This is a genomic window from Rhodococcus sp. D-6, from assembly GCF_040256695.1.
In the GTDB taxonomy this organism is placed as follows: domain Bacteria; phylum Actinomycetota; class Actinomycetes; order Mycobacteriales; family Mycobacteriaceae; genus Rhodococcus; species Rhodococcus pyridinivorans.
Map to the genome: position 1 here is coordinate 1,859,312 of NZ_CP132970.1, position 24,106 is coordinate 1,883,417.

A 24,106-nucleotide genomic window follows, 5' to 3' on the forward strand; every position below is an offset into this window, starting at 1 on the left:
GTCCCCGGCACCTGCGGTTCTACACCGGTACCCGCTGCATGCCGAGAGTATGTGCCAGCCTGCCACACGGCCCTCACCGTCCCGGGCAACTCGGGGTGTGCCCGGGACGGCAGGCGTGTCAGTCGCGAACCCGGTCGCGCAGTTGTGCCGCGGCGTCGCGCACGCGGCCGAGTTGCTCGGCCACCCGCACGCCCGCGGTGCCGCCGCGAGCGTCGCGCGAGGCGATGGAGCCTTCGACGGTGAGCACTTCCCGCACCTGCGGGGTCAGTGCCGGATCTACACCGGCCAACTCCTCGTCTGTGAGGTCCTCGAGGCCGGCTCCGCGGCCTTCGGCGACCCGCACGCACGCCCCGGCCGCCTCGTGGGCGACGCGGAACGGCACACCCTGGCGGACCATCCACTCGGCGATGTCGGTCGCGAGGGTGAAGCCGGCGGGTGCGAGCTCGGCCATGCGCTCGGTGTGGAAGGTCAGCGTCGAGACGAGCCCTGCGATCGCCGGGAGCAGCAGCTCGAGCTGTGCGACGGAGTCGAAGACCGGCTCCTTGTCCTCCTGCAGGTCGCGGTTGTAGGCCAACGGCTGCGCTTTGAGCGTGGCCAGCAGACCGGTGAGGTTGCCGATGAGGCGACCGGCCTTACCGCGGGTGAGCTCGGAGACGTCCGGGTTCTTCTTCTGCGGCATGATCGACGACCCGGTCGACCATTCGTCCGCGAGGGTGACGTACCCGAACTCGGGGGTGCTCCACAGGATGATCTCCTCCGCCATGCGGGAGAGGTCGACGGCGATCTGCGCGAACACGAACGCCGCTTCTGCAGCGAAGTCGCGGGAGCTGGTGGCGTCGATCGAGTTGTCCGCCGCCGAGTCGAAGCCCAGGTCGGTCGCAATCGCGTCGGGGTCGAGACCGAGCGACGATCCGGCGAGCGCTCCCGACCCGTACGGCGAGACCGCCGCGCGCTTGTCGAAGTCGCGTAACCGGTCGACGTCGCGCAGCAACGGATGCGCATGGGCGAGCAGGTGGTGCGCGAGCAGCACGGGCTGCGCCGCCTGCAGGTGCGTCTTGCCCGGCATGACGGCATCGGGGTGCGCCGCGGCCTGGTCGGCGATCGCATCGACCACATCGAGGACACCGTCGGCGATGCGCCGCGCGCTGTCGCGCAGCCACATGCGGAACAGCGTCGCGACCTGGTCGTTGCGGGAGCGGCCCGCGCGGAGCCGGCCGCCGACCTCGGGGCCGACCCGTTCGATGAGTCCCCGTTCGAGCGCGCCGTGCACGTCCTCGTCGGACTCGGCGGGGCCGAACGCACCGGAGGCCACATCGGCGGCGAGCCGGTCGAGGCCGTCGAGCATCGTGGCGAGGTCGTCGTCGGTGAGGAGTCCGGCACGGTGCAGAACCTTGGCGTGGGCCTGGGAGGCGCGCACGTCGTACGGGGCGAGCGCCCAGTCGAAGTGCGTGGACTTGCTCAGCGCCGCCATGGCGGCGGCCGGTCCGGATGCGAACCGGCCGCCCCACAGGGCACCTTCGTTGGTGCCGTGAGCCGTCATGACTACAGGCCCAGATCGCGCTTCGCGGCGACCTTCGACGACAGGCCGTGGATCTGCACGAAGCCCTTGGCGTTGGACTGGTCGAAGCTGTCACCCTCGTCGTAGGTGGCGAGGTTGAAGTCGTACAGCGACTCGGGGCTGCGACGGCCGTTGACGGTGATGTGTCCGCCGTGGAGCACCATGCGGATGTCGCCGGTGACGCGCTCCTGAGTGTTCTTGATGAAGGCGTCGAGGGCGGTCTTCAGCGGCGAGTACCACAGGCCGTCGTACACCAGCTCGCTCCAGCGCTCCTCGACGCGACGCTTGTAGCGGCCGAGTTCGCGCTCGAGGGTGACGTGCTCGAGTTCCTGGTGCGCGGTGATGAGGGCGATGGCGCCGGGGGCCTCGTAGATCTCGCGGCTCTTGATGCCGACGAGGCGGTCCTCGACCATGTCGAGGCGGCCCACACCCTGAGCGCCGGCGCGACGGTTGAGTTCCTGGATGGCCTCGAGGACGGTGACGTGCTTGCCGTCGATCGCGACGGGGCGACCGGCCTCGAAGCTGATGATCAGCTCGTCGGGGGCCTGCCAGTGGGCGGTGGGGTCCTCGGTGTAGTCGTAGACGTCCTTGGTGGGGGCGTTCCACAGGTCCTCGAGGAAGCCGGTCTCGACGGCGCGGCCCCAGACGTTCTGGTCGATGGAGAACGGCGAACGCTTGGTGACGTTGATGGGCAGGCCGTTCTCCTCGGCGAAGGCGATGGCCTTCTCACGGGTCCAGGCGTAGTCGCGGACCGGTGCGATGACCTGGAGGTCGGGTGCGAGGGCGCCGAAGCCGACCTCGAAGCGGACCTGATCGTTGCCCTTGCCGGTGCAGCCGTGGGAGACGACGGTGCCACCGTGCTCGCGGGCGGCCTGCACGATGTGCTTGACGATCAGCGGGCGGCTGATGGCCGAGACGAGCGGGTAGCGATCCATGTAGAGCGCGTTGGCCTGGACGGTGGGCAGGCAGTACTCGTTGGCGAACTCGTCCTTGGCGTCGACGACGATCGATTCGACGGCACCGCAGTCGAGGGCGCGCTGACGCACGACCTCCATGTCCTCGCCACCCTGGCCGAGGTCGATGGCCACGGCGACGACCTCCTTGCCGGTCTCCTTGCCGATCCAGCTGATGGCGACGGAGGTGTCCAGCCCGCCCGAATAGGCGAGTACGACGCGTTCGGCCATTGTCTTTGTGCTCCTTCGTATTTCGACGTGCGTCTATGAGTGGTAGGTCAGGCGAGTGATTCGATTTTCGCGGCCAGTTCGGCTCCCGTCGTCGGTTCGCGGGCGATGACCGCGATGGTGTCGTCGCCGGCGATCGTTCCGACCACCTCGGGTAATGATGCCCGATCGAGTGCACTGGCCAGATAGTGCGCCGCCCCCGGCGGGGTGCGCAGCACGGCGATGTTGCCGCTGGAGTCGGTGGACACCAGCAGTTCGCCGAGCAACCGGGACAGGCGGTCGGTGCCTCCGGTCACGCCGCGCACAGGGCTGCCGTCCTCCGGGACGACGTACACCCCGGCGCCCCCATCGGCCGCGCGGAGCTTGACGGCGCCGAGTTCCTCGAGGTCGCGGGACAGGGTGGCGGTGGACACCTCGATGCTGTCCTCGGCGAGGAGTGCGGCGAGTTCGGTGTGGCTGCGCACCGGGTGCGCGGCGAGCAGTGCGACTATGCGGGCCTGCCGCGCCGCGCGCGTCGGCGCCGTCGCCGTCGCCGCACTGTCCGCATGGTTCGCCGCGGTGCTCACGGTCAGCTCCGGCTCTGCTCGAGCAGCCACACCAGCAGGGCCTTCTGTGCGTGGAGGCGGTTCTCGGCTTCGTCCCACACCACAGACCGCGGTCCGTCGATGACCTCGGCGGTGATCTCCTTGCCGCGGTAGGCCGGCAGGCAGTGCAGCACGATCGCGTCGGTGTCGGCAAGGGAGACGAGGTCGTCGTTCAGCTGGAACGGCCGGAAGGGTGCCTCGCGATCCTTGCCGTCGTCCTCCTGCCCCATCGACACCCAGGTGTCGGTGACGAGCACATCGGCGCCGCTGGCTCCGGTACGCGGGTCGTCGGTGACGGTGACGCTGCCGCCGGTCTCCTCTGCCCGTGCGCGGCTCGCGTCGACGACCTGCGAGTCGGGGGTGAACCCGGCCGGGGACGCGATGGTCACGTGCATGCCGGCGGTGACGCCGCCGAGCATCAGCGAGTGCGCCATGTTGTTGGCGCCGTCGCCGAAGTAGGTCATCCGCAGGCCCGCGGTGGCGCCCTTGTTCTCGCGGATGGTCTGCAGGTCGGCGAGGACCTGGCAGGGGTGGAAAGTGTCGGTGAGCGCGTTGACGACGGGCACGGTCGAGTGCTCGGCGAGCGTCTCGATGCGGTCCTGGCCGTAGGTGCGCCACACGACCGCTTCGGTGAACCGGGAGAACATCCGGGCGGTGTCCTCGAGGGTCTCACCCTTCCCGATCTGGGTGGAGCCGGTGTCGACGACGACGGCGTGCCCGCCGAGTTGGGCGATGCCGGCGTCGAAGGAGAAGCGGGTGCGGGTGGAGGTCTTGTCGAACAGCACGGCGACGCTGAGGGGCCCTTCGAGGGGGCGGCGGGACAGCGGCGCCTTCTTCAGTTCGGCGGCGAGTTCGAGCACCTCGGTCTGTTCGGCCGGGGTGAGGTCGTCGTCGCGCAGGAAATGGCGGAGCACGGGTCGTCAGTTCCCTTCCCGGTCGGCGGTGTCGAGGACGGCGGGCAGCGCCGTCACGAAGCTCTCGGCCTGCTGTTCGGTGAGGATCAGCGGGGGCGCGAGGCGGATCACGTCCGGTGCGGCGGCGTTGACGAGGAAACCGGCCTCGCGGGCGGCGGTCTCGACGGCCGGCGCCTTCGCGGCGGTGAGGACGACACCGAGGAGCAGCCCGGAGCCGCGCACGTGCGAGACGAGCGGGTGCCCGAGTTCCTCGATGCCGGCGGCGAGGGTCTTCCCGACGGTGTTCACGTGGTCGAGCAGGTTCTGCTCGTCGATCGTGCGCAGCACCGCGAGGGCGGCCGCGGCGCACACCGGGTTGCCACCGAAGGTGGTGCCGTGCTTGCCGGGCCGGAACAGCTCGGCGGCCGGACCGGTGGCGAGGACCGCACCGATGGGCAGTCCGCCGCCGAGGCCCTTGGCGAGGGTCATCACATCGGGGGTGATGCCCGCTGCCTGGTGGGCGAAGAAGGTACCGGTGCGGGCGATACCGGTCTGGACTTCGTCGAGCACGAGCAGGGCGCCGCGTTCGGTGGTGATGCGACGCGCGCCGGCGAGATAACCCTCGGGCGGGACGACGACGCCGGATTCGCCCATGATCGGTTCGAGGAAGACGGCGGCGGTGTTCTCGTCCACCGCGGCCTCGAGGGCGTCGAGGTCGCCGTAGGGCACGAACTCGACGCCGGCGGGCATCGGTTCGAAGGGGGCGCGCTTGTCGGGCTGGCCGGTCAGGGCGAGGGCGCCCATGGTGCGGCCGTGGAAGGCCTTCTCGCACGCGACGATCCTCGGCCGTCCGGTGAGCCGGGCGATCTTGAAGGCCGCCTCGTTGGCCTCGGTGCCGGAATTGCAGAAGAAGGCGCGGCCCTCGTGACCGAAGCGATCGAGGAGCTTCTCGGCGAGTTCGAGCACCGGCGGCGAGGCGTACAGGTTCGACACGTGGCCGAGCTGGTTCAGCTGGGCGGTGACGGCCTCGATGATCGCCGGGTGGCGGTGGCCGAGGCTGTTGACGGCGATGCCGCCGAGCAGGTCGAGGTACTGCTTGCCGTCGGCGTCGGTGAGCACGGCACCGTCGCCCGCGACCAGCGCGACCTTGGGCACGCCGTAGTTGTTCATCAGCGAACCCGCCCAGCGCTGCTGGAGGTCGGACGTGCCGGTCATGCGGGGCCTTCCTTCTCGGAGGACGGCACCACCATGGTGCCGATGCCTTCTTCGGTGAACAGTTCGAGGAGCACGGAGTGCGGCTGGCGCCCGTCGATGACGTGCGCGGTGGGCACTCCCCCCTGAACGGCGCGCAGGCACGCCTCCATCTTCGGGACCATGCCGGAGTCGAGCGACGGCAGCAGCGCGGTAAGCGCGTCGGCGTCGATCCGCGAGGTGAGCGAGCTGCGGTCGGGCCAGTTCGTGTAGAGGCCTTCGACGTCGGTGAGCACGACCAGCTTCTCCGCGCCGAGCGCTTCGGCAAGGGCGGCCGCGGCGGTGTCGGCGTTGATGTTGTGCACCACGCCGTCGGCGTCGGGCGCGATCGTGGAGACGACGGGGATGCGCCCGGCGGCGATGAGGTCGAGCACCGCGCCGGGGTCGACGCTGGTGACGTCGCCGACGAGCCCGATGTCGGTGGCCTCGCCGTCGACGACGACCGTGCGGCGGGTCGCGGTGAACAGTCCGGCGTCCTCGCCGGAGGTGCCGACGGCGTAGGGGCCGTGGCTGTTGATCAGGCCGACGAGTTCGCGTCCGACCTGCCCGAAGAGCACCATCCGCACGACGTCCATGACCTCGGGGGTGGTGACACGGAAGCCGCCGCGGAATTCACCTGCGAGGCCGAGTCGCTCGAGCATGGCGTTGATCTGCGGGCCGCCGCCGTGCACGACGACGGGGTGGATGCCGACGGTGCGCAGGAACGCCATGTCGGCGGCGAAGGCGGTCTTGAGGGTGTCGTCGATCATGGCGTTGCCGCCGTACTTGACGACGACGATCTTGTCGCGGAACTTCTGCAGCCACGGCAGGGCCTCGGCGAGGACGAACGCCTTCTGGTGCGAGGTGAGGTCGGCGATCAGTGCGTCGGTCACGTCGTCTCCTGTGTTCGTTCCGGTCACGACGAGTACGCCGAGTTCTCTTCGACGTAGGCGTGCGAGAGGTCGGTGGTGCGGATGGACACCTGCGCGTTGCCGAGGCCGAGGTCGATGTCGAGTGCGATGTAGGCCGCGGACAGGTCGACCTCGCGGGCGCCGGGCGCACCGACACCGTCGATGCACACCGGGTTGCCGTTGAACGACACGGAGATCTTGTCGGGGTCGAGTTCGATCGGGGCGATGCCGATGGCGGCGAGCACGCGGCCCCAGTTGGGGTCGGAGCCGAACAGTGCGGTCTTGACGAGGCTGTCGCGGGCGACGGTGCGGGCACCGATCAGGGCGTCGGCCTCGCTGGCGGCGCCGCGGACGGTGACGGTGACCCGCTTGGTGACGCCCTCGGCGTCGGCCATCATCTGCTCGGCGAGGTCGTCGCACACGGCGAGGACGGCGGCGTTGAGCTCGTCCTGGCTCGGGGTGATCCCGCTCGCGCCGGAGGCCAGCAGCAGCACGGTGTCGTTGGTGGAGGTCGCGCCGTCGACGTCGAGGCGGTCGAAGGTGAGCCGGGACGCGTGGCGCAGCGCGGTGTCGAGCTGATCGGCGGTCGCGACGGCGTCGGTGGTGACCACGCACAGCATCGTCGCCAGGGCGGGGGCGAGCATGCCGGCGCCCTTGGCCATGCCGCCGACGTTCCACTTGTCGGCGTGGTGCAGGGCGGCCTGCTTGGGCACGGTGTCGGTGGTCATGATCGCGTAGGCGGCGTCGGTGCCACCGGAGATGCCTCCGGCGAGTTCGTGGACGATTTCCTGCACCCCGGAGAGCACCTTGTCCATCGGCAGACGGTCGCCGATCAGGCCGGTCGAGCACACGGCGACCTCACCGGCACCGGTCTCGGTGCCCCAGTTGCTCAGGGCGTCGGCGACGGCCTCGGCGGTGGCGTGGGTGTCCTGGAAACCACCGGCGCCGGTGCACGCGTTGGCGCCGCCGGAGTTGAGGATCACCGCGCGCAGGCTGCCGGACTTCAGCACCTGCTGGGACCACAGGACGGGGGCGGCCTTGACCTTGTTGGTGGTGAACACACCGGCGGCGGTGAGTTCGGGGCCCTCGTTGACCACGAGCGCGAGGTCCTGTCTGCCCGAGACCTTGATGCCGGCGGGGATGCCGGCGGCCCGGAAGCCGGCGGGACTGGTGACACCCTGGGTGCGGATCAGGCGTCCCCCGGCGATCTCGGTGGCGCCGGTGTAGACGTCGTCTGCGTACTTGTTCTCGGTCACGGAGCCACTCCCACGGTGGACAGGCCGGCGGTCTCGGGCAGGCCGAGTGCCAGGTTCATCGATTGCACGGCGGCACCGGCGGTGCCCTTGGTGAGGTTGTCGAGCGCGGCGACGACGATGAGCAGTCCGGCGTCGGTGTCGACGGTGACGGCGATCTGGACGGCGTTCGAGCCGACCACCGCGCCGGTGGCCGGTAGTGCGCCTTCCGGCAGCAGCTGCACGAACGGTTCGTCGGCGTAGGCCTTCTCGTAGACGGCGCGGGCCTCGGCGGCGGTCACCGTGGTCGGTGCGGTGCAGGTCGCGAGGATGCCGCGCGGCATGGGCGCGAGGATCGGGGTGAACGAGACCTTCACGTCGGTGTCGGCAAGAGCGGAGAGGTTCTGCTTGATCTCCGGGGTGTGCCGGTGGGCGCCGCCGACGCTGTAGGCGCGGACCGAGCCCATGACCTCGGAGCCGAGCAGGTCGACCTTCGGGGACTTCCCGGCGCCGGAGGTGCCGGAGACGGCCACGACGTTCACGACGGGTTCGACGATGCCGGCGGCGACGGCCGGTGCGAGTGCGAGCAAGGCGGAGGTCGGGTAGCAACCGGGGACCGCGATGCGGGTGGCGCCGACGAGGGCGTCGCGCTTGCCGGGCAGCTCGGGCATGCCGTAGGGCCAGGTGCCGGCGTGGTCGCTGCCGTACCAGCGCTGCCAGTCGGCGGCGTTCTCGAGCCGGAAGTCGGCGCCACAGTCGATGACGACGGTCGTCTCGGGCAGCTGCTCGGCGATCACGGCGGAGTGGCCGTGCGGCAGGCCGAGGAAGACGACGTCGTGCCCGAGCAGGGTGTCGATGTCGGTGGCGCCGAGCACGCGGTCGGCGAGCGGCAGCAGATGGGGATGGAACTCGCGCAGGGTGGCGCCCGCGTTACCCCCGGCGGTGAGCGCGCCGATGACGAGCGAGCCGTCCTGGTAGGCGGGGTGGCCGAGGAGCAGGCGCAGGATCTCGCCGCCCGCGTAGCCGCTGGCGCCGGCCACGGCGACCCGTAGCGGCGACTCGGAGGTGGCGGTGAAGTCCGGTGAAGTACCCATACGAATGATTATGCACCCTCATGCAAATCATTTCATAGGGGGTGTCCCTTTCGGAGGATTCACTCCGACCGCAACGACCGCCGGATCTCCGCGAGCCGGTCGGCAGCGGCCGCCTTGCGCTCCTCGTACTGCTCCTCGAGCGTGCGACCCGCACCCGTCGCGTGCGCGAGTTCCTCCGCGCCGAGCGCGGTCGCCGAACGCTGTTCGATCTTCTCACGCACCGATTCGAAGGTCGGCACCCCGTCCGCGGTGTATCCGGTGATCTCCTCGATCGTCGGTGCGCGGACCGGGCCGTCGACGGATCCGGTGTCGACGACACCCGGTTCGACGATCTCGGCGTCGTGGACCTGAGCGTCGTGGACCTCTTCCTCGCGTGGGGTCACGTCGGGATCGGGGCTCGGCTCCGGGTCGATCGGCGGCACGTCCGGGATATCCGGGGCCGGGGGAATATCCGGCACCGTCGGCGTCTCCGGCCCGGCCGGGGTCACGTCGGGGACGGGCTGCTCCGGCTTGTCGGGCTCCTCGGGAGACGGCACCCGGCCGGCTTCGTCCTTGCTCATGCCTCCAGGCTACGTCGCCCGGCTGCCACTGAGTCCTCTTCGGCGCGAGCCAGCAGATACGCCTCGAGGGCCTCCCGGCTCGTGTACCGCAGGGGCACACCGAGTTCCTCACGCAACCGCCGGTTGTCGAGCACTGGACGGTACTGCAGGAAGGCGACCCGCTCCGGGCCGTGCTCGGTCGATCCCAACGCGCGCCCGATCCTCAGGGCGAACTTCAGGACCGCGGCGGGCACCGTGAGGGATTTGCGGTTTGTCATCGCGGCGATCTCGGGCACGGTGACCGTCGAGGTGCCGTGGGCGGGCGCCGACCTGGGGAAGCTGCCCGGCGTTGCGTCGATCCGCACCCATGTGGTCTCGGAGTGGTTCACCGAGGGCGGGGCGTGGCGGCTGAACGCGCTCGGTCCGGGAGAGCGAGGGGAACTGACGTCGGGCTCCCGGCGGGTGGGTGAGCGGCGCGGACGCACGACGATCTCCGCCACCGATCGCGCGACCCTGTCGGCGCTCGCGGTCGACGGCCGCACCCCGATGCGCACCCTCGCGGAGATCGCCGGGCACATCCTCGACCGGGCGGTCCGCAAGGTCACCACGGTCCCGCCCGAGGTGTGGCTGCCGGGCGGGGACGCGGGCGGCTCAGGCGCGCAGTTCGGCACCGACCGCGGTGGCCGCGGCGGCCACCGCTGCCTCGCGGGCGGCGCTGGCCTCGTCCTCGGTGAGGGTGCGATCGAGGGCGCGGAAGCGCAGCGCGAACGCGAGGGACTTGCGGTTCTCCCCCAGCTGGGCGCCCTGATAGACGTCGAACAGACGGATGTCCTCGAGCAGCTCGCCGCCACCCGAGCGCAGGGCGCTCTCGACGTCGGCGGCCGGCACATTCGCGTCGACCACGACCGCGACGTCCTGCAGGACCGCCGGGAACGGCGAGACCACCGGCGCCGGAAGCGATTCCACGATCGGTAACGCGTCGAGGTCGAGTTCGAAGGCGCACGTGCGTGCGGGCAGACCGGCCCGTTCGATCACCGCGGGATGCAGTTCACCGGCGTGGCCGACGACGACCCCGTCGACAAGCAGTTCGGCGCAGCGGCCGGGATGCCAGGGCAGGTACTGCGCGGCGCGGCGCTCGAGGCGCACCCCGGCGGCACGTGCCACGGTCTCCGCGGCGGCGAAGGCATCGAAGGCATCGGCGGCGCGTCCCGTGCCCCACGGCCCGGCCGGTTCGCGCAAACCGGCGAGCACACCACCGACGTGGACCGGCTGCTTCGGCAGCGACCCTTCGAGCAGGGCGATCTCGTCGTCGGTGGGACGACGGTCGACCGGGAGCGCGTCGACCGGCTTGGTCTCGGAAGTGGGATGCACGACCTGCGCGATTGCGTAGAGCGACAGGTCGCGCTGGCCGCGCGAGACGTTGCGGCCGAGGATCTCGAGCAGGCCCGGCAGCAGCGTGGTGGCCAGCTCCGGACGATCGGCTTCGAGGGGGTTGAGCACCTTGGTGGTCACCCGGCGCGGGTCGTCGGCGTCGAGCTTCCAGGTATCGAACACGCCGGCCGGCAGGAACACCGGAGCCAGGACCTCGACATAGCCGTCGTGGGCGAGCGCGCGGGAGACGGCGCGGCGGCGCTTCTGCGTGGCCGTGAGACCGCGGCCGGCGGGAGCGGTGGGCAGCACCGACGGGATCTGCTCGAGGCCTTCGAGGCGCAGCACCTCCTCGACCAGGTCGGCAGGCTGACGCAGGTCGGGGCGCCAGGTCGGCGGGGTGACGACGAGCTGGCCGTGGCCGTCCTCGCCGACACCGACCTCGACCGCGCATCCGATCTGCGTGAGACGGCGGGCAGCGGTGCCGTTCGGGTAGCTCACCCCGGCCATGCGGTCGGGCAGGTCGATGTCCATGCGGATCGTCGGACTCTCGGTGGGCACGACGATGTCGGTGAGGGTCGACTCCACGCGGCCGCCGGCGATCTCGACGAGCAGGCTCGCAGCCCGGTCGAGCGCGGCGCGGGCCAGGGCCGGATCGACGGTGCGCTCGAAACGCTTGCCGGCCTCGCTGCTGACCTTGTGCCGACGGTTGCCGCGGAAGACGGCGAGCGGATCCCAGACGGCGGCCTCGAGCAGCACGTCGGTGGTGCTGTCGCCGACCTCGGTGGTCGCGCCGCCCATGATGCCGGCGAGGGAGATCACCCCGGAGTCGTCGGTGATGACGACGTCCTCCGGATCGAGATCGCGCTCGACACCGTCGAGGGTGGTGAGCTTCTCCCCTGCCCGGGCGCGTCGCACGACCAGCTCACCCTGCAGGCTGGCGGCGTCGAAGGCGTGCAGCGGCTGGCCGAGTTCGAGCATGACGTAGCTGGTCACGTCGACGGCCGGGGAGATCGGGCGGACACCGGCGGTGTGCAGGCGGCGCTGCATCCACCACGGGGTGACGGCCTTCGGGTCGATGCCGGTGACGCGGCGTGCGGCAAACCGGGTGGCCTTCGTCTCGGACTCGAGCCGGATCGGGTAGGCCTCCCCGCCGTCGGACGGCAGTGCCGGCACGGCCGCGGGATCGGCGAATTCGAGGTCGAAGCCGCACGCGAGTTCGCGGGTGAGGCCGCGGACGGAGAAGCAGTATCCGCGGTCGGGGGTGATGTTCAGTTCGACGACGGTGTCGCCGAGACCGAGCAGATCGTTGGCGTCGGTGCCGGGTTCGGCCGTGCCGGGCTCGAGCACGAGGATGCCGGAGTGGTCCTTGCCGATGCCCAGCTCGGACAGCGAGCAGATCATGCCGTCGGAGATGTGCCCGTAGGTCTTGCGCGATGCGATGGCGAAGTCGCCGGGAAGCACGGCGCCGGGCAGGGCGGCGATGATGAGGTCGCCCTCGGCGAAGTTGCGGGCACCGCACACGATGCCGCGCGGTTCCTCCTCACCGACGTCAACCTTGCAGAAACGGATGGGCTTCTTGAATTCGGTGAGCTCGGTGATCTCCACGACCCGTCCGACGACGAGGTTGTCGATGCGGCCGAGGGTCTCGATGTCCTCGACCTCGAGTCCGACCCGGACGAATCCCGCGTCGAGTTCCTCGGCGGTGACGTTCCACTCCGGGGTGGCGCGCTGCAGGATCTCGGTCAGCCAGGACTGCGCTACTCGCACTTGTGCTCAGCTCTTTCGTTCGGTCGTCGGTCGGTGGAGTCGGTGTCGGGAGCGGGCTGTCAGCCCTGCACGCCGAACGGCAGGGTGAAGCGCACGTCGCCCTCGACGATGTCGCGCATGTCGGGGATGCCGTTGCGGAACTGCAGGGTGCGTTCGAGGCCCATTCCGAACGCGAACCCGGTGTACACGTCGGGGTCGATGCCCGAGGCCCGGAGCACATTGGGGTTGACCATGCCGCAGCCGCCCCACTCGACCCAGCCGGCGCCGCCCTTCTTGTTCGGGAACCACACGTCCACCTCGGCGGACGGTTCGGTGAACGGGAAGTAGTTCGGGCGCATCCGGGTGCGGGTCTCCGGCCCGAACAGCGCCCGCGCGAACGCGTCGAGGGTGCCGCGCAGGTGCGCCATGGTCAGGCCCTTGTCGACGGCGAGACCCTCGACCTGCGAGAAGACCGGGGTGTGGGTGGCGTCGAGTTCGTCGGTGCGGAAGGTGCGGCCGGGGCACACGACGTAGATCGGGATGTCGCGGTGCAGCATGGTGCGGACCTGCACGGGCGAGGTGTGGGTGCGCAGCACCTGCCGCGAACCCTCCGGGGCGATGTGGAAGGTGTCCTGCATCGTGCGCGCCGGATGGTCGGGCAGAAAGTTCAGGGCGTCGAAGTTGAAATGCTCGGTCTCGACCTCGGGGCCTTCGGCGACCTCCCAGCCCATCGCGACGAAGACGTCGGCGACCTCGTCGGAGATGATCGAGATCGGGTGGCGGGCGCCGAGCGCGCGGCGGGTCGCGGGAAGGGTGACGTCGACGGCTTCGGCGACGAGGACCGCGGCGTCGCGTTCGGCCTGCAGCACGGCCTTGCGGTCGTCGAAGGCGGCCTGCACGCTGGTGCGGTGGGCGTTGACCCGCTTGCCGGCGTCGGCGCGCTCGTTGCCGGGCAGCGAGCCGAGGGCGCGCTTGGCGAGGGAGATGGGCGCCTTGTCGCCGAGGTGGTCGATCTTCGACTGGGCGAGTTCGTCGAGGTCGGTCGCAGCGGCGAACGCGTCGATCGCGGACTTCTCGGCGGCGGTGAGCGCGTCCTCGGTCAGGGCGCTCGGATCGACTGCCGGCGGGGTCCCGCCCTCTTTCTTGGCCACGACCGGTGCATCTCCTTCTTCGGACGAACGGGTGATCTCGGTGGGTGCGGTCCGGGCCGGAGGCCGCGGCGCACCCGGGAAATCCTATGTGATGGGCCGAGCGGCCCGATGTTGCACCCGCGCGCTCGCATACAGGCAGATCGAGGCGGCGGTGGCGAGGTTGAGCGATTCGGCGCGTCCGCGGATGGGGATGCGGACGCGGTGGTCGGCGCGGGCGGCGACCTGCGGATCGAGTCCGTGGGCCTCGTTGCCGAACAGCCACGCGGTGGGCGCGGCGAGCAACTCGTCGGCGTCGTCGAGGTCGATCTCCCCGTCGGCGGCCGTCGCGAGGATCTGCACGCCGGCCTCGGCGAGCGTGGCCAGTACCCGGTCGGTGTCGCGTTCGCGCGCGACCGGCAGGTGGAAGATGCTGCCGGCCGAGGAGCGCACGCACTTGCCGTTGTGCGGGTCGACGCTGTCGCCGGCGAGGACCACGGCGTCGGCGCCGACGGCGTCGGAGACGCGGATGAGGGTGCCGGCGTTGCCGGGTTCGGCGACCGCGACGGGCACGGCGAGCAGCCGCGACCGCGGGGTCACCGCTTCGGCGAGCGGCACGTCGAGGGTGTCGCACACAGCGACGAGGCCGGGCGGGGTGACGGTGTCGGACAGCCGGGCGGCGGCCCGCTCGGTGACGATCCCCACGCGCACACCCTTGTGGCGTGCTTCGTCGACGACCGTCGCGTACCGGCCGGCGGCCGCCTCGGTGACGAATAGTTCGTGCACGCGTGCAGCGGCGAGCGCCTCGGTGACGGAGTTCTCACCCTCGGCGAGGAACCGCCCGGTCTTGCGACGCTCGGCGGCCCGGAGCAGTTTCACAGCAGAAACGACCCGTGGTGTGCGCTCGGTGAGCGTGTCCACGGGTCGTTCCTGGATGTTGTCGTAGCTCAGGGCAGCACTCAGGCAGCCGGAGCGTTGACGTCGGCCGGAAGGGCAGCCTTGGCGACGGCCACGAGGCCGGCGAAGGCTTCGGCGTCGGAGACGGCGAGCTCGGCGAGGATCTTGCGGTCCACCTCGACACCGGCGGCCTTAAGGCCCTGGATGAAGCGGTTGTAGGTGATGTCGTTGGCGCGGGCAGCAGCGTTGATGCGGCTGATCCACAGCTTGCGGAAATCACCCTTGCGGGCGCGACGGTCGCGGTAGGCGTAGGTCAGCGAGTGAAGCTGCTGCTCCTTGGCCTTGCGGTACAGACGCGAGCGCTGTCCGCGGTAGCCCTTCGAGGCCTCGAGAATCGAACGACGCTTCTTCTGGGCGTTGACGGCCCTCTTCACGCGTGCCACTGGTTATGTGTCCTGTCAGAGTTCGGGGGACGAACGAGGTGTCCCCGGATGGATCGGTCGGAGAGGCTCAGAGCCCGAGCATGCGCTTGACGCGCGGAGCGTCGGCATCGGCGACGACGGCCTTGCCGTCGAGGCGACGCGTCACCCGCGAGGACTTGTGCTCGAGCAGGTGGCGGCGACCCGCCTTCTGGCGCAGGACCTTTCCGCTACCGGACACCTTGAATCGCTTCGCGGTGCCGCTGTGGGTCTTCGACTTGGGCATGGAGTCCTCAGTTCTTGTCGTGTGCGTACATCGGTGCTCACGGACAGCACCGGATGTGCTGCCTGAGCGGGCTAGTTGCTCGGGGCGTCGCCCGTCCCGGGAGCCGGCGCGGACGGCGCGGACTCCGTGGTCGGGGCAGCGGAGGCTGCCGGGCGCGGTGCGGCCTGCGCCGGTGCGGCCTGCGCGGCTTCCTGAGCCTTCGCGCGGGTCTTCGCACCCTTGTGCGGGGCCAGCACCATGGTCATGTTCCGGCCGTCCTGCTTCGGACTGGTCTCGATGAAGCCGAGGTCGGCGACATCGGCGCCGAGGCGCTGCAGCAACCGGTATCCGAGTTCGGGGCGCGACTGCTCGCGGCCGCGGAACATGATCGTGACCTTGACCTTCGAACCGGCCTCGAGGAAGCGCACGACGTTGCGCTTCTTGGTCTCGTAGTCGTGGTCGTCGATCTTCGGACGGAGCTTCTGCTCCTTGATCACGGTCTGCTGCTGGTTCTTGCGCGATTCGCGCGCCTTCTGCGCGGCTTCGTACTTGAACTTGCCGTAGTCCATGATTTTGCAGACCGGCGGCCGGGCGTCGGGCGCCACCTCGACAAGGTCGAGGTCGGCTTCGATTGCCAGGCGGAGGGCATCTTCAACACGCACGATTCCGACCTGTTCACCGCCGGGTCCGACGAGCCGGACTTCGGGAACTCGGATGCGTTCGTTGATGCGGGTCTCAGCGCTGATGGGGCCTCCTAGGTAGAGCGGTGTGGTCGGTTTGACCGCACCGCAGCACGTGGCCCTACTCCTCGACAAGAAGACCCCGCTGTGGTGCCGAGGCTCCACGCGGGGTCCGATACCGACCGGTCGACGGCACCCAGCTCACGCTGCGTGATCCGCACCGCCCGATGCAGGGCGGACATCCGGGCTTCTACGCCCGGAGGACCGGACCTCTCAGCTGCATCGATGTGCCGCCAGAGGTGGGAGTCGGACTCCACTTTGCTGCCCACGGAGGATCACCGCGGGCGGTCGTGGGATCAAGTCTAACAAAAAGCCACGTCGACGACGAATCGGCGCGTCGGCGCCGCACCCGCACGGTCGGCGCCGAGCGGCGCGACCCTATGCTCGACGCTATGACGGATGCTCCCGAGACCCCCGATCAGGACGCTGCGGCGGAGGATGTGCGCGAACTCGCCGACATCCCGGCCGTCGAGGTGATCAGCCGCGCAGCCGTGATGCTCATGAGTTCGGCTGCCGAGAAGCTCGGTCTTGCCGACGAGGATCCCGACAGCAGCGCGCGACGTGACCTCGACGAGGCCCGCCGCGTGATTACCGCACTCGCCGGCCTGATCACCTCGTCGGTGGAATATCTCGGTCCGCACGCCGGCCCGCTGCGCGAAGGACTGCAGGCACTGCAGCGCGCCTTCCGCGAGGCGTCGGCGGTGCCCGACGAGCCCGGCAAGGGCCCGGGCGAGAAGTACACCGGCCCGGTCTACTGAGCCGAACCGGAGTCCCGCCCACTTCACGCTCCCCGGCTGCTTCACGAGCCACGAGATCGAGCCGCCCGCCTCTTCCGAGGCGGGCGGCTCGATTCGTCAGCTCGCGGCCGCCACCTTCTTCTTGGCGGTCTTCGCCTTCGTGGCCGACTTCGTAGCGGCAGTCTTGGTCGCGGTCGCCTTGGTCGCCTTCGTCGCGCGCTTGCGTACCGGCGCGGAAGCAGGTGCAGTGATCCGCCCGTCGAGGATCTCCGCAAGGAAGCGTCCGGTGTAGCTCTCCTCCACCGTGACCACCTCTTCCGGAGTGCCCTCCGCGACCACCGTGCCGCCACCGGAACCGCCCTCGGGACCCATGTCGATGATCCAGTCGGCGGTCTTGATGACATCGAGGTTGTGCTCGATGACGATCACGGTGTTGCCCTTGTCGACCAGACCGTTGATGACCCCGAGCAGCTTGCGGATGTCCTCGAAGTGCAGGCCCGTGGTGGGCTCGTCGAGGATGTACGCGGTGCGCCCGTTGGAACGCTTCTGCAGTTCGGCGGCGAGCTTGACGCGCTGCGCCTCACCGCCGGACAGGGTCGTCGCCGGCTGGCCCAGGCGCACGTAACCGAGACCGACCTCCGCCAGCGTGTTGAGGTAGCGGTGGATGGAGGTGACCGGCCGGAAGAACTCCGCCGCCTCCTCGATCGACATGTCGAGCACCTCGGCGATGGTCTTGCCCTTGTAATGCACCTCGAGCGTTTCGCGGTTGTAGCGGGCGCCGTGGCACACCTCGCACGGCACGTACACGTCGGGCAGGAAGTTCATCTCGATCTTCAACGTGCCGTCGCCCGAGCACGCCTCGCACCGCCCGCCCTTGACGTTGAACGAGAACCGACCCGGCTGGTAGCCGCGCACCTTCGCCTCGGTGGTGGATGCGAACAGGCTGCGGATCTTGTCGAATACACCCGTGTAGGTCGCGGGGTTCGAGCGCGGGGTGCGGCCGATCGGCGACTGGTCGACCTGCACGAGCTTGTCGAGCTGGTCGAGTCCGTTGATGCGGGTGTGCCGTCCGGGAACCTGCCGCGCGCCGTTGAGCTTGTTGGCCATCACCGTCGCGAGAATGTCGTTGACGAGTGTCGACTTCCCGGAGCCGGAGACACCGGTGACGCAGGTGAGGACGCCGAGTGGGAACGCCACGTCGATCTCGCGCAGATTGTTCTCGCGGGCGCCGACGACGGTGACCTGCCGGCCCTTGTCGATCGGCCGCCGGAGCGCGGGGATCTCGATCTCCTCGCGTCCGGACAGATAGGCGCCGGTGAGCGATTCCGGGTTGTCGAGCAGCTCCTTGTAAGTGCCGCTGTGGACGACCGTCCCGCCGTGCTCGCCCGCGCGCGGTCCGATGTCGACGACCCAGTCGGAGGCACGGACGGTGTCCTCGTCGTGCTCGACGACGATGAGCGTGTTGCCCAGATCGCGCAGTCGCGTGAGGGTGTCGATGAGACGACGGTTGTCGCGCTGATGCAGACCGATCGACGGCTCGTCGAGCACGTACAGAACGCCGACGAGACCGGATCCGATCTGCGTGGCGAGACGGATGCGCTGTGCCTCACCACCGGAGAGGGTGCCCGCGGCGCGCGAGAGGGTGAGGTAGTCGAGTCCGACGTCGAGCAGGAAGCCGAGCCGGGCCTGGATCTCCTTGAGGACCTGCCCAGCGATGGCGGCCTCGCGGGCGCCGAGGACGAGACCGTCGAGGAAGCGTGCGCACTCGGCGATCGACAGGTCGCTCACCTCGGCAATGGACATCGCACCGAAGTCGCCCGCGCTGACCGTCACGGCCAGAATCTCGGGACGAAGGCGGGCACCGGCGCAGGCCGGGCACGGGATCTCCCGCATGTAGCCCTCGTAACGTTCCTTCGCCTGCTCGGACTCGGACTGCTCGAGACGGCGGTGCAGGAACGGCATGACGCCCTCGAACTCGGCGTAGTACGAACGGACGCGGCCGTAGCGGTTCTTGTAGCGCACGTGCACCTGCTCGGTGCTGCCCTCCAGCACGGCCTTGCGCACCTTGACGGGCAGTTTCCGCCACGGGGTGTCGATGTCGAATTCGAGGGCGTCGGCCAGGCCGGACAGCAGTCGGCCGAAGTATTCGGCGCTCTGGCCCATCGACCAGGGCGCGATCGCGCCGTCGGCCAGGCTCAGATCCGGGTCGGGCACGACGAGATCGGGATCGACCTCCTTGCGCACACCGAGACCCGCACACTCGGGGCACGCACCGTAGGGCGAGTTGAAGGAGAACGACCGCGGCTCGAGTTCGTCGATCGACAGCGGGTGCGCGTTCGGGCACGCCAGGTTCTCGGAGAACCGACGCTCGCGATCGGGGGCATCCTCCTCACGATCGACGAAGTCGAGCACGACGACACCCTCGGCGAGCCGCAGCGCGGTCTCGATGGAGTCGGTGAGTCGCTGCTGCGCGCTGGGCTTGACGGCGAGGCGGTCGACGACGACCTCGATGTCGTGCTTCTCCTGTTTCTTCAGCTTCGGCGGATCGGACAGCGGGTGGACGACCCCGTCGACACGCACGCGGGAGTAGCCCTGGACGGTCAGCTGCTCGAAGAGGTCGACGAACTCGCCCTTGCGGGTGCGCACGACGGGCGCGAGGACCTGGAAACGGGCCCCGGCCTCCATCTCCAGCACCTGGTCGACGATCTGCTGCGGCGTCTGCCGGGAGATCTGCTCGCCACAGACCGGGCAGTGCGGAGTGCCGGCCCGGGCGTACAGCAGACGCAGGTAGTCGTAGACCTCGGTGATGGTGCCCACGGTGGACCGCGGGTTGCGGTTGGTGGATTTCTGGTCGATCGACACCGCAGGCGACAGGCCCTCGATGAAGTCGACGTCCGGCTTGTCCATCTGACCGAGGAACTGGCGGGCGTAGGCCGACAACGACTCGACGTAGCGCCGCTGCCCCTCGGCGAAGATGGTGTCGAACGCGAGGCTCGACTTGCCCGAACCCGACAGCCCGGTGAACACGATCAGACTGTCGCGCGGCAGGTCCAGGTCGACACCACGCAGGTTGTGTTCCCGGGCTCCACGCACGATCAGGCGGTCTGCCACGCCACATCCTTCCTGTAGACAAGGCCGGAATTCGGCCCTCAGCCATGGTAGGCGCGGGTACCGACACGTTTCCGTGACGAACAACCGCGCGCCTCAGGCTCACGCGCGCGCACCCGAAGGTAGGTTTGGCTGCATGACGCAGCAGCCCGTGATCATCGAAGACACCTACACCGGCGACGTCACTCCCGGCGGACCCGCGCAACGCCGAAGGATTCCCGGAGCGAGCATCGTCAAACTTGCCGTCGGCGAGATGAACAACAACACCTATCTCGTCACCGACGACGCCACCGGCAAGTCCGTCTTCATCGACGCCGCAAACGAACCCGACCGTCTCGTGCGATTCCTCCGCGACAACGCGCCGGAGCTCGAGCTCATCGTCACCACCCATCAGCACTGGGATCACTGGCAGGGTCTCGAGCGGGTCGCCGCGGAGACCGGTGTGCCTACCGCCGCACACGAACTCGACGCCGATCCCCTGCCGGTGACGCCCGACCGGATCCTGGCCGAGGGCGACACCGTGCAGATCGGTGAGCTGAATCTCGAGGTGATCCACCTCTCAGGACACACTCCGGGGTCGGTTGCGTTGGTCCTCACGGAACGGGGCACGGGTCGTACGCACATCTTCACCGGCGATTCACTGTTCCCCGGCGGCGTCGGCAAGACCCCGAACGACGACGCCTTCCGATCGCTCCTCGGCGACGTCGAGTCCAAGATCTTCGACCGCTTCGACGACGAGACGATCTTCTACCCCGGACACGGCAAGGACTCGACCCTCGGAGCCGAACGTCCGCATCTCGGCGAGTGGCGCGAGCGGGGCTGGTGACGGTCCGTCTCGGTCCGCCTCGGGCCGGACGGCACTCGGTACGAGGCCTAGCCTGCGACGGCCGGATCTGTGACACCCGAGCGTGCTCGCACGACGTCTAGTCGGGGGCACCGTCCCTGTCGGCCGACCCTTCGCCCTTGCCCGCTCCGGCAGGCTCGTCCCTCGAGCGCTCGCCCGCCATATCTGCGAAGGCCGTTCCCGAGACCATCCCGTTCGTGCCCGGCACGACCGTGGTCGGCCGCGCTCCCGGTTCGTACATGCGGTCGATCTCCTCGGCCTTCTCCCTCGCCTGCCGTTTCTCTTCGTCGTCGAGCCGATCCCAGCGGGTCGGATTCTCCGCGTCGGTCATGTCCGGGCCCCCTTCCAGCACGCGGCAACGACCCGAGCGGGCCGCTTGTGCTGCGTCCGTTCCAGCGTGCGCCCCGTCGCAGAGGCGCGGAGGCCGAACGAGGATCGGAGTTCGCCGGAATCCTCCTGTGCTCCACTGCCGCGAGTACGCTCGAAAACCGGACGAGCTCGCACGAGCACGGAGGCCTGACACTGTGGCGGATCTCGTACTGGGGCCGGTGCTCAGGCACATCGGCGATACGGACGCCACGATCTGGGTGGAGACGTCCGAGCCGTGCACGGTGCATGTGCTCGGCAGTTCCGAACACACGTGGACCGTCGCGGGGCACCATTACGCGCTCGTCACCGTCCGAGACCTCGAACCCGGATCGGTGACGCCCTACGAGGTGGATCTCGACGGCCGGGTCGTGTGGCCACCCGTCGGTGTTGCATCGCCGCTGATCAGGACCGCGGAAGACGACCCCGAGGATTTAGTGCTCGCCTTCGGGTCGTGCCGGGTGGCCTCGGAGAGCGCGGAACCGACAGCCGTCCTCGGAAAGGACGCTCTCGTCGCCTACGCGCAGCGCATGCGTTCCCTACCGGTCGACGAATGGCCCGACGCGCTGTTGCTGCTGGGAGATCAGGTCTACGCCGACGAGCTGTCGGAGGAGATGAAGCGACGGGTCGGTGAGCGTCACGATCTGTCGGAACCGCCCGGAGCCCAGGTACGCGACTTCGAGGAGTACACCTGGCTGTACAGCCGGTCGTGGTCCGAGGACAACGTCCGATGGCTGTTGTCGAACGTGCCGACCTCGATGATCTTCGACGATCACGACGTGCACGACGACTGGAACACCTCCTATTCGTGGCGCAGGGAGATGGAGGCCTCCGCGTGGTGGGAGGAACGCATCGTCGGGGCGTTGGCGTCGTACTGGATCTATCAGCATCTCGGTAACCTCGCTCCCTCGGAGCTGGACGAGGACCCGCTCTACGACCGGGTGCGGAACTGTGCCGGGGACGCCGAACCGATCTTGCGTGCGTTCGCGTCCGGCGCCGACGAGGAAGCCGACGGCAGTCCGGGAGTGCGATGGTCGTATCGCCGCGATTTCGGACCGGTGCGTCTGCTGGTGATCGATTCGCGGTGCGGGCGGGTGCTCGCGCCCGACCGGCGCGACATGGTGTCCGATCCGGAGTTCGACTGGATCGAGGAGCAGACCGACGGCGACTACGACCACCTCCTGATCGGCACGTCGCTGCCGTGGCTCCTCCCCCGCACGATGCACGACCTCGAGGCGTGGGACGAGAAGCTCGCGTCCGGTGTACGCGGTGACCGATGGGCGCGGTGGGCCGAGAAGCTCCGGCGCGCCGCCGATCTCGAACACTGGGCGGCCTTCCGCGATTCGTTCGAGCGACTCGCCCGTTTGTTGCTGGATGTCGCTGCCGGGCGTCGCGCCGAAACATCCGGCTGCGCGCCCGCGACAATCTGTGTCCTTTCGGGCGACGTGCACCATGCCTACGCCGCCCGCGTCCGATTCGCGACGCCGACCGCCGGCACGGTGTACCAACTGACTTGTTCGCCCCTGCACAACCACGTCCCCGCAGCTGTCCGGGTCGCCTTCCGCGCCGCATGGGGACGCAAGGCGGAGCGCGTCGTGCGGTTGCTGCTCGGTCCGGTGACGGCCGTTCCCGAGACGTCGTTCTCGTGGTCGAAGATGGCAGGTCCGAGCTTCGGGAACCAGATCGCCACCCTGCGGACGCGAGGACGCGTCGCGCACCTGACCATCGAGCGCAGCGTCGACACCGCCTCGGGTCCGCACCTGTTCGAGACCGTCACGGATCTGCCGCTCACTACTGAGGATCGGCCGCCTGAGATTCCGACGTCCCGCGCGGCGAGTCGGCCGTCGAGGTGATGTCGGGGGCGCTCGTCGACGACGAAATTCGGGTTTTTTTCGAGTTTCCGTATGGCCCGAAATATCGTTTCATACCCTTCGGCCCTGCTTCGTGCATATTCCCGTGACGCTTGGGGTACCTGTGTCAGGGTTTGGAAACACAGCCGACCACGGGAGGAACCACATGCTCGTCCGGAGAATTGCGCGGCCCATGCTCGCGTCCATCTTCATCGCCGGGGGTATCGACGCCCTGCGGAAGCCCGAGCCGAAAGCAGGTGCCGCGCAGCCCGGGCTCGATCAGGCTGTGAACGCCTTGCCGGCGTCGATCACCGACCGGCTTCCCAGCAATCCCGAGACTCTCGTCCAGATCAACGCCGCAGTGCAGATCGGCGCCGGGACCCTGTTCGCTCTCGGGAAAGCACCTCGTCTGTCCGCTCTCGCGCTGATCGGCAGCCTCGTGCCGACGACCGTCGCGGGCCATGACTTCTGGAACGTCGAGGACCCCGAGGCCCGCGCCCAGCAGCGCACCCAGCTCATCAAGAACGTGAGCCTGATCGGCGGTCTGCTCATCGCCGCCGTGGACACCGAGGGCAAGCCGTCGCTGGGCTGGCGGAGCCGTCGCGCCGCGCGTGCCGCGCAGAAGTCGGTGGCCGCTGCACTGCCGGGCCATTCCTCGGACGGTCACACGGCCGAAACGCTGCACACCGTCGCCGAGCGGGTCAAGACGCTGACGGAGGAAGCCGGCGAGCAGGGTGGACACATCCTCGAGATCGCCAAGGAACGTGCACCCGAACTCGCAGAGGCCGCACGCGAGCGGAGCAGCGGACTGCTCGAGGTCGCCCGCGACCGCGGCCCGGTGCTGACCGAACGGGCGCGCGATCGCAGCGCCGAGATCCTCGGTGTCGCGCGTGAGCGCGCCCCCGAACTCGCCGAGGGCGCCCGTGAACGCGGCACCGAACTGCTCGGGCTGGCGCGCGAGCGCACCCCTGAGCTCGCCGACGTCGCCCGCAAGCGTGGCTCGAAGCTGTGGGACACCACGGTCGATCGCAGCTCGGAATGGGCGAAGCTCGCCGAGGAGCAGTCCGCGATCCTGAACGCTCGGGCTCACGTCGCCGCGGAGAAGGCCCGTCTGCGTGCCGAGGCCGCGCGCAAGCAGGGCACGAAGGCGGAGAAGAAGCTCGCGAAGAACCTGAAGGCGCTCGAGAAGAGCATCGAGAAGAAGAAGTAGTCCGGTACGGCACCGTGGTGCGGGCGTGCGAGGGCATCGCACGCCCGCACTGCTGTGATCAGGCTTTCTGCCCGTTTTCCTCCTGCGGCGACTAGACTTCTCGGGCACTTTCGTCGACGCGTCACCCCTGCGGCGGCGAGCGATCTCGTCCTGTCTATCCCCGAGGAGTCCCTGTGCCGGTTGATGGCGCGTCCCATCCGGAGC

22 protein-coding genes are annotated in these 24,106 nt (G+C 69.4%); 4 read left to right on the forward strand and 18 right to left on the reverse strand.

Annotated features, from left to right (window positions below):
* Positions 1-118: 118 nt before the first annotated feature.
* The 16 genes from argH to infC all read right to left on the reverse strand — a co-directional run bounded on the left by argH (position 119) and on the right by infC (position 15,862).
* Positions 119-1,540, reverse strand: a complete 1,422-nt coding sequence (gene argH / locus RBB84_RS08750; RefSeq protein ID WP_033097679.1) for an argininosuccinate lyase — start codon at positions 1,538-1,540, stop codon at positions 119-121.
* A 2-nt stretch (positions 1,541-1,542) separates the two neighbouring features.
* Entirely contained in the window at positions 1,543-2,742 is a 1,200-nt protein-coding gene (locus RBB84_RS08755) for an argininosuccinate synthase (RefSeq protein ID WP_006554815.1), read from the reverse strand.
* Positions 2,743-2,789: 47 nt separating this feature from the next.
* The gene (locus RBB84_RS08760) at positions 2,790-3,305 is read right to left on the reverse strand and encodes an arginine repressor (protein WP_052040087.1); all 516 of its coding nucleotides are present in this window, start codon (positions 3,303-3,305) and stop codon (positions 2,790-2,792) included.
* Between the two features lie 2 nt (positions 3,306-3,307).
* The gene (argF, locus tag RBB84_RS08765) at positions 3,308-4,237 is read right to left on the reverse strand and encodes an ornithine carbamoyltransferase (RefSeq protein WP_006554813.1); all 930 of its coding nucleotides are present in this window, start codon (positions 4,235-4,237) and stop codon (positions 3,308-3,310) included.
* A 6-nt stretch (positions 4,238-4,243) separates the two neighbouring features.
* A complete protein-coding gene (locus tag RBB84_RS08770) occupies positions 4,244-5,431 on the reverse strand; it encodes an acetylornithine transaminase (RefSeq protein WP_033097677.1) in 1,188 nt (395 codons plus the stop codon).
* On the reverse strand, positions 5,428-6,366 hold the full coding sequence (argB, locus tag RBB84_RS08775; RefSeq protein WP_006554811.1) for an acetylglutamate kinase: 939 nt from the start codon (positions 6,364-6,366) through the stop codon (positions 5,428-5,430). Before argB ends, RBB84_RS08770 begins: the two co-directional genes overlap by 4 nt.
* Positions 6,363-7,613, reverse strand: a complete 1,251-nt coding sequence (argJ, locus tag RBB84_RS08780; protein ID WP_033097676.1) for a bifunctional glutamate N-acetyltransferase/amino-acid acetyltransferase ArgJ — start codon at positions 7,611-7,613, stop codon at positions 6,363-6,365. Before argJ ends, argB begins: the two co-directional genes overlap by 4 nt.
* On the reverse strand, positions 7,610-8,683 hold the full coding sequence (gene argC / locus RBB84_RS08785) for an N-acetyl-gamma-glutamyl-phosphate reductase (RefSeq protein WP_033097675.1): 1,074 nt from the start codon (positions 8,681-8,683) through the stop codon (positions 7,610-7,612). The genes argJ and argC overlap by 4 nt, the downstream gene beginning before the upstream one ends.
* A gap of 59 nt (positions 8,684-8,742) precedes the next feature.
* Positions 8,743-9,243 carry a hypothetical protein gene (locus RBB84_RS08790; protein ID WP_033097674.1) on the reverse strand — a complete coding sequence of 167 codons (501 nt, stop codon included), beginning with the start codon at positions 9,241-9,243 and terminating at the stop codon, positions 8,743-8,745.
* Positions 9,240-9,827 (reverse strand): hypothetical protein, encoded by a 588-nt coding sequence (locus tag RBB84_RS08795; RefSeq protein WP_197481778.1) that lies wholly within the window; start codon positions 9,825-9,827, stop codon positions 9,240-9,242. The genes RBB84_RS08790 and RBB84_RS08795 overlap by 4 nt, the downstream gene beginning before the upstream one ends.
* Positions 9,828-9,873: 46 nt before the next feature.
* Positions 9,874-12,360, reverse strand: coding sequence for a phenylalanine--tRNA ligase subunit beta (pheT, locus tag RBB84_RS08800; RefSeq protein ID WP_033097672.1), 2,487 nt, complete (start codon positions 12,358-12,360; stop codon positions 9,874-9,876).
* 59 nt (positions 12,361-12,419) lie between these two features.
* On the reverse strand, positions 12,420-13,490 hold the full coding sequence (gene pheS, locus RBB84_RS08805; protein ID WP_033097671.1) for a phenylalanine--tRNA ligase subunit alpha: 1,071 nt from the start codon (positions 13,488-13,490) through the stop codon (positions 12,420-12,422).
* 84 nt (positions 13,491-13,574) lie between these two features.
* The gene (locus RBB84_RS08810; RefSeq protein ID WP_033097670.1) at positions 13,575-14,387 is read right to left on the reverse strand and encodes an RNA methyltransferase; all 813 of its coding nucleotides are present in this window, start codon (positions 14,385-14,387) and stop codon (positions 13,575-13,577) included.
* A 38-nt stretch (positions 14,388-14,425) separates the two neighbouring features.
* Positions 14,426-14,806, reverse strand: a complete 381-nt coding sequence (gene rplT / locus RBB84_RS08815; RefSeq protein WP_006553977.1) for a 50S ribosomal protein L20 — start codon at positions 14,804-14,806, stop codon at positions 14,426-14,428.
* A 67-nt stretch (positions 14,807-14,873) separates the two neighbouring features.
* Positions 14,874-15,068, reverse strand: a complete 195-nt coding sequence (rpmI, locus tag RBB84_RS08820; RefSeq protein ID WP_006553978.1) for a 50S ribosomal protein L35 — start codon at positions 15,066-15,068, stop codon at positions 14,874-14,876.
* Between the two features lie 71 nt (positions 15,069-15,139).
* The gene (gene infC / locus RBB84_RS08825; protein WP_033097706.1) at positions 15,140-15,862 is read right to left on the reverse strand and encodes a translation initiation factor IF-3; all 723 of its coding nucleotides are present in this window, start codon (positions 15,860-15,862) and stop codon (positions 15,140-15,142) included.
* A 317-nt stretch (positions 15,863-16,179) separates the two neighbouring features.
* Here infC and RBB84_RS08830 point away from each other — a divergent pair, with 317 nt between their 5' ends.
* A complete protein-coding gene (locus RBB84_RS08830) occupies positions 16,180-16,545 on the forward strand; it encodes a DUF1844 domain-containing protein (RefSeq protein ID WP_016692782.1) in 366 nt (121 codons plus the stop codon).
* Positions 16,546-16,641: 96 nt separating this feature from the next.
* Here the strand turns inward: RBB84_RS08830 and uvrA are convergent, their stop codons facing one another.
* A complete protein-coding gene (gene uvrA, locus RBB84_RS08835) occupies positions 16,642-19,635 on the reverse strand; it encodes an excinuclease ABC subunit UvrA (RefSeq protein ID WP_006553981.1) in 2,994 nt (997 codons plus the stop codon).
* A gap of 133 nt (positions 19,636-19,768) precedes the next feature.
* On the opposite strand from uvrA, the gene RBB84_RS08840 reads away from it, so the two are divergent.
* On the forward strand, positions 19,769-20,458 hold the full coding sequence (locus RBB84_RS08840) for an MBL fold metallo-hydrolase (protein WP_006553982.1): 690 nt from the start codon (positions 19,769-19,771) through the stop codon (positions 20,456-20,458).
* Positions 20,459-20,555: 97 nt separating this feature from the next.
* Here RBB84_RS08840 and RBB84_RS08845 read toward each other — a convergent pair whose 3' ends face one another.
* Positions 20,556-20,807, reverse strand: a complete 252-nt coding sequence (locus RBB84_RS08845) for a hypothetical protein (RefSeq protein WP_024101154.1) — start codon at positions 20,805-20,807, stop codon at positions 20,556-20,558.
* Positions 20,808-21,000: 193 nt separating this feature from the next.
* Here RBB84_RS08845 and RBB84_RS08850 point away from each other — a divergent pair, with 193 nt between their 5' ends.
* Together RBB84_RS08850 and RBB84_RS08855 are read left to right on the forward strand one after the other, a co-directional pair.
* Positions 21,001-22,695, forward strand: a complete 1,695-nt coding sequence (locus RBB84_RS08850) for an alkaline phosphatase D family protein (RefSeq protein WP_033097669.1) — start codon at positions 21,001-21,003, stop codon at positions 22,693-22,695.
* A gap of 163 nt (positions 22,696-22,858) precedes the next feature.
* Positions 22,859-23,902 (forward strand): DoxX family protein, encoded by a 1,044-nt coding sequence (locus RBB84_RS08855; protein ID WP_024101156.1) that lies wholly within the window; start codon positions 22,859-22,861, stop codon positions 23,900-23,902.
* The last annotated feature ends 204 nt before the right edge of the window (positions 23,903-24,106 follow it).